The organism is Meridianimarinicoccus zhengii, assembly GCF_003254465.1.
In the GTDB taxonomy this organism is placed as follows: domain Bacteria; phylum Pseudomonadota; class Alphaproteobacteria; order Rhodobacterales; family Rhodobacteraceae; genus Meridianimarinicoccus; species Meridianimarinicoccus zhengii.
In genome coordinates this window covers 1-5,738 of sequence record NZ_QDFI01000129.1, presented here as the reverse complement: position 1 = coordinate 5,738, position 5,738 = coordinate 1, and the positions used below count along the sequence as shown (strand labels likewise).

Annotated in this window: 2 protein-coding genes; one reads left to right on the top strand and one right to left on the bottom strand. The window is 71.5% G+C overall.

The features are described from left to right. Window positions 1-684 precede the first annotated feature (684 nt). On the top strand, window positions 685-3,294 hold the full coding sequence (locus DDE13_RS21595; RefSeq protein ID WP_162631167.1) for a right-handed parallel beta-helix repeat-containing protein: 2,610 nt from the start codon (window positions 685-687) through the stop codon (window positions 3,292-3,294). 40 nt (window positions 3,295-3,334) lie between these two features. On the opposite strand, the gene DDE13_RS21590 is transcribed toward DDE13_RS21595, so the two are convergent. Next, window positions 3,335-5,566, bottom strand: coding sequence for a hypothetical protein (locus DDE13_RS21590; protein ID WP_111406277.1), 2,232 nt, complete (start codon window positions 5,564-5,566; stop codon window positions 3,335-3,337). Window positions 5,567-5,738: the final 172 nt, after the last annotated feature.

The window sequence follows — 5,738 nt, the reverse complement described above, 5'->3', positions numbered from 1 at the left end:
CCCGGAACGGCGCCGGGCGGCGGCCATGCTGCTGCGCCTGCGCGCGCAACGCGGGGCCTGGATGCTGGACCAGGCGATCCGGGGCGCGCCGCCCCGTCCGCCGGAATGAGCCGCGGGCCGGGTTTCGCAGCGCGGCCCGGCACGGGATCTGCCGGAAGGGTAAGCGCGGCATTCACCATCTTCGCCGCCTGCACCGCCTGCACCGGGCACGCCGGATGCCGGCGGCTTCCGGCTGGCGGACGGGCCATGGCCGGGCGGGACCGGCCCGGGATCCGGGGTACGGAGCGGGGCACGGGCCGGGCGGCACGGCCACGACCCGGCAGGCCGGCCCCCCTTGCCATGTGCCTGGAAACAAAAGGCCCCGCGCGCCATTTCCACTGACGCGCCGGGCCGCGACACGGGTGTCCGGCACGGGACCGGACCAGGGAAGGGAGATGACCGATGGCCAGTTCGATCCAGGCCGCGCCCGCCGCCCCGGTGCAGGGACCGGCCGCGCGGGGCAGGTCATGGCGGGAAGCGGCGGGGGGAATCGCGCTGGCCGCGGCGCTCGCCCTGCCCGCCCCGGCCGCCCCCATGCCGGCGGCCCTTAACCTTTCGTTAGAGACCGCGACCTACGACCGGTCCCCGTGGGGGCTGACGCGATTCCGGGACATCCGGTGCCGCGATAGTCAGGGTTGCTTACATATGGCTCAGGTTTCGACCTTCCCGGCCGACCAGATCGGCCTGCTCACGGACATCACCGTTTCCAATGCCGACGACCTGCAGGCGGCGCTTGCCGCGGCGCCGGAGGGCGCCACGATCCGGCTTCTGGCCGGCGATTACGGCACGCTGACCCTGTCCGGCTTCTCGAAGGACGTGACACTGGTGGCGGATCGCGACGCCCCGGCGGTGCTGCGCGGACTCGACCTGGACGACGCGCAGGGGCTGACCTTCGACGGGCTGGTCTTCGACTACACGCCCGAGGCGGGCCATCCGCTCTGGCATGTGCCCTTTTCCATCTCGGGATCGCGGGACATCACGATCCGCAACGCGCTGTTCGACGGGGGCGACGCCTTCGGCACCGGCACGGTCGACGACGGGTACGGCACGGCCACCGGGCTCGGGATCGGCAGCAGCAGCGGCATCGTTCTGGAAGGGTCCGAGATCACGGGCTTCTGGAAGGGCCTCAGGATGGGCGAGAACAGCGATGTCGTCATCCGCGGCAACGATTTCCACGGGCTGCGCTCGGACGGGATCACCATGGGCGGCATGACGGACACGCTGATCGAGGACAACCATTTCCACGACATGCGCGCCGCACCCGGATCGGGCGACCACAACGACATGATCCAGCTCACCTCGGCGGGCACGGACAGCCCGACGACCGGGCTCACGATCCGCGGCAACGTCATCAACATCGCCGGCGGCACCGGCTCCCAGTCGCTGTTCCTGAGCAACAACGCCGCGCGCGACGGCGCCGGACCCGAGATGTTCTACCGGGACTTCGTCATCGAGGACAACCTGATCGTCAACGCCCACTGGAACGGGCTGGTCGTGGGCCAGATCGACGGGCTGGTGCTGCGCAACAACACGGTGCTGCATGCCGATCCGCTGGTCGAGACCTCCTATGGCGACAGCGTGCCGGTCATCCAGGTGCATCCCGATTCGCGCAACGTCACCATCGCCGACAACGTGACGGGCGGGCTGATCGGGCACGAGGGCCAGGCCGACTGGACGGTGTCGGGCACGATCGCGGTGCAGAACGGATCGCCGAACACGCCGACCCATTACAGCGCGCATTTCCTCGACCCGACCGGGGATTTCGCGCTCGATCTCGCCAAGCTCACCGTGCGCCCGGACAGCGTGATCGCGCAAGAGGGCGCCGGGGCCTCCATGCTGCGCGAGACCGATGCGAGCGACAGCCTGACACCGCGGATCCTGTCCGAGCAGCAGGCCGACAACCGCGCCGTCTATGTCTTCGACGCCGCCATGACGACCGGCCCCGAGGGCCGGGTCGATGACGGCATGGCCGAATTCCTGTGGAGCTTCAGCGACGGCACGACCGCGCGCGGCCTGCGGGTCGAACACCAGTTCACGGGACCCGGCACCCATACCGGCACGCTCACGGTGACCATGGCCGACGGCACGACCGCGACCGCCCGGACCGTCGCCACCGTGCAGGGCGGCACGGTCATGTCCTTCGACGCGGCGGCCGGCACGCTGGTGATGCACAGCGCGGACGGGCCGCGGACGCTGGCGGAGGCGCCGCTTGCCGACGATCCCGGCGGCACGGCACGGCTGCTCGATCTCGGGGCGCTCGACGACGTGCTGACGCTGCCCTCCGGCCTGCTCGACCCGGTGCACGCGGTCGGCCGCATGGAGATCGACATGCGCCTCGCCGCGCTGCCGGACAATGACGGCTCGGGCGAGATCATGCGCCAGCACGAGGTGTTCGTGGTCGTCGTCCGGAAGGGCGAGATCAAGCTGGCCATCCAGCAGGCGGACGAGACCTGGATTTCGGTCACGAGCAGCGGGGCGCAGCTGGGCAGCGGGACGTGGCACGACGTGATGCTGGTCCATGACACGGCCGCGGCCCGGCTGGAGATCTGGATCGACGGCCGACTGAACGCGGCCACCGACGGGGTCGGCCCGCTGATCGGCGGCAGCACGCGCGACGTGACGCTGGGCGGCCCGTTCAGCCACACGGCCTTCGACGCGGTGCTCGAACGGCTGGAGTTCCGCACCGATCCCGGCCTCTACGATTTCGCCACGCCCCCGGACGGCCAGCAGGCCCCCGAAGCGGGGATGGCCCCCGCCCCGGAGGACGATGCCCGGCTCGACCGGCCCGATCTCGACACGCTGCGCGCCGACATCGCCGCGGGGACATCCCCGCTGACCCTGCACGAATCCGATCCGGACAGCCCGAACATCTGGGCCGACCGGGGCGGCTCGCTGCTGGTGGGGGACGATGGCTGGGACCGGCTGCGCGACCGCGTCGGCGATGACGTGATGCATGGGGGTGCCGGGCCCGACCAGTTCGTCTTCGACATGCGGCACATGCAGCGCGCCCAGACCGACCGGATTCTCGATCTCGATTTCGAGGATCGCGACGTGGTGCGGTTCATCCAGGGCGACGGGCTCGACCAAGTCTGGCTGTCGTCGGTGGCGGATATCCAGGATGCCGTCGCGCAGGGCATCATGACCGCCACGCTCGACGCGGGCGGCACCGCCCTCGTGCTCGGCCTCGCCTCGGCGCCGCAGCACCTGGTCGAGATCGACCTGCATGCCGGCTTCGCCTGGCCCGAGGTGGCCTGATCCGTCCCCCCGCCCCGACGCGGGGGCGGGGGGGAACCGTTCACCAGGACGGCAGGGCCGGGATCTGCACCGGGGCGCCGCCCGCGCCGGCCTCGATGCGCTTGTGCGGCGCGCCGAGGCCGGACGTGTCGCGGACGGCCGTGGCGGATTTCCAGACCTCGACGAACCGCACGTCGGCGACAAGGCTGGTCGGCAGCAGCGTGATCGCCCGGCCCGACGACAGGGTGCCGCCCGTCCCGCTCAGCGCGAAGGTCTCCATGCCCGTGTCGCCGTACCAGATCGTCGTGGTTCCCGCGGCCAGGTCCACCGTCCACACGAAGGGCACGAAGGCGCCATCGGTGAAGACCGTGTTCGCCGTCTGCTGCTGCCCGATCGTCGCGCCAGAACTGTTCACGCTGATGCGCGCCAGCCCGTCCGACAGCATCTCCAGCTTGTAGATGTTGCCGGAACCGAAGCTGATCGTCCCCCCCACCCCGGTGGCGCGGCGGATCTCGCCTTTGATCGTCAGGCCGGTGACCCCGGACCCCAGCGGGTTGGGATCGGAAAACGCCGCCTGCGATCCGTCGCGGACGATCTCGGTCGCCCCCGCGAGATTGCTGACGATGGCGGGGCGGGTCACGACCGGCAGGGCGGCAAGGCCCGCCTGCCCCACATCCATCACCGGCAGGTCGAGGATGTGCTTGTCCCTGTAGAAGGCCGGCCCCTCGGTCGCGCCGGGCAGGCTGCCGCGCCCGAATTCCAGGGTTTCCGACCCGTCCACCCCGCCCGCGGGCGTGATGCGGATGCCCTGGCGCCCCGATCCGCCCGCGTCCGGCACGAGCTGCGCCTCGGTCGTCAGCAGGGTGCCCGCGAAGGCGAAGCCGCGCACCGCCGCCGACGTGCCGCCGCGCAGGGTGCGCTCGGTGGTGATGTCGTGGTCCGGGTTCCACAGGTCGATATGGGTGGGCGTCCAGTCCGAATGGGTGATCTCGGGCCGGTCGAACGCCAGCAGCCCCGCCGCCCGCAGCATGTGGTTGGCCCCGATGCGCCCGTGGCGCGGCAGCCCGTCATCGTCCTCGGCGCTGAAATGGGACGTGTCCTCCCAGCCGCCCGCACCGTCGTCCACGCCGCGCTGCGCGCCGATGGTTTCCCACTGGTAGTCGAGCATCTCGGGGAAATTCGCCTTGTCGGCCAGCACCGCCGACCAGCCCTGCCGCACCGACTCGTAATTCGGGTCGGCGATCTCGGACAGCAGCGTCAGCGAGAAGGTGTTCACGTCCGGCCCGTTCGCGACGAACCGGCCCTGCGGGCCGATGAAGCCCATCTTCGTGTAGGACAGGTCGTAAAGCTCGGTCATGCTGTGATGCAGCACGAAGGATTCCGGACCGAGATCCACCGTCTCCCCCAGCGCGACCGGCGTGCCGTCCACCAGCTTGCCGGTCATGATCGGGACCATCTTCTGGACGTTGCGCGGGCTCGTGTCCCAGGCCACCCAGCCGTTGTTGAAGGCGATGCCGACCGGGGTGCCATGGGCGGTGAACGCGTCGTGCAGGACGACCTCGTCGGCCCATTTCCGGCTCAGATCGGCCGGGTTTATCATGTCCACCGGGCTCGTGCCGGACACAAGGTGACCGGCGATGGCGAATTTCTCGCCCGGCCGGGCCGCCGTCAGGGTGTTGGCGAAGGCGACCGCCGCGGGCGTCACCTGCCCCGCCGCCGCGGTCGCGTCGTTCACCGGCGCCTTGCTGGCGGTCCCGGTCGCGGTGCTGCCCTCGAACCGGCTGACCCGCCAGATCTGCACGTCGTCGGGATGGGTGACCGTCTCGGGCGCGATGGCATAGCCGGGATAGCCCAGCAGCAGCCGCGACCAGTTCGACTGTTCCCAGATCGCCCAGACATGGCCCACGCCGAACCGGCCCGCCATCCGCCCCGCGGGTGCCGCGCTGCCGCGGACACGGACCTCGGCCCCGAGCCAGTGCACGCTGCGCGGCACATCCGCGACCGTGCCCGACCAGGCCCCGTCCGCCGCGCTGGCGACCGTCGTCCAGGGATGCACCTGCGCGCCGGTATCGGCCCGCACGATCCGGGCCTCGACCTGGGCGCCGTCCGGCGCGGTCGTGGTGCCCGACAGCGGGATGTCGGCGGCGTTCGCGCCCTGCGCGGCGCCGCTGTCGAACACCGCGTCGGCGACCGCCATGGGCGCGACCGCGGCGACCGGGCCGATGGCGGCCGGCGGCTCCGTTCCGGCCTGCGCCGACATCCCGGACAGTCCCATACCGATCAAGATGGCCATCGCCGCGATCCTCCGTGCAAGCCGCGCACAGCGTGCGCCCGATGCCAGGAGAATACCCCCGCCGCCCCGCGCATTGCGCCGAAGCCGCAAGGACCGTGCGCTGCCGGGCGCGCCGCGGGGCTGGCCGGCCGGGTCCGCCATCGCTCAGCCGGCCGCGGTGCGGTCCACGGCG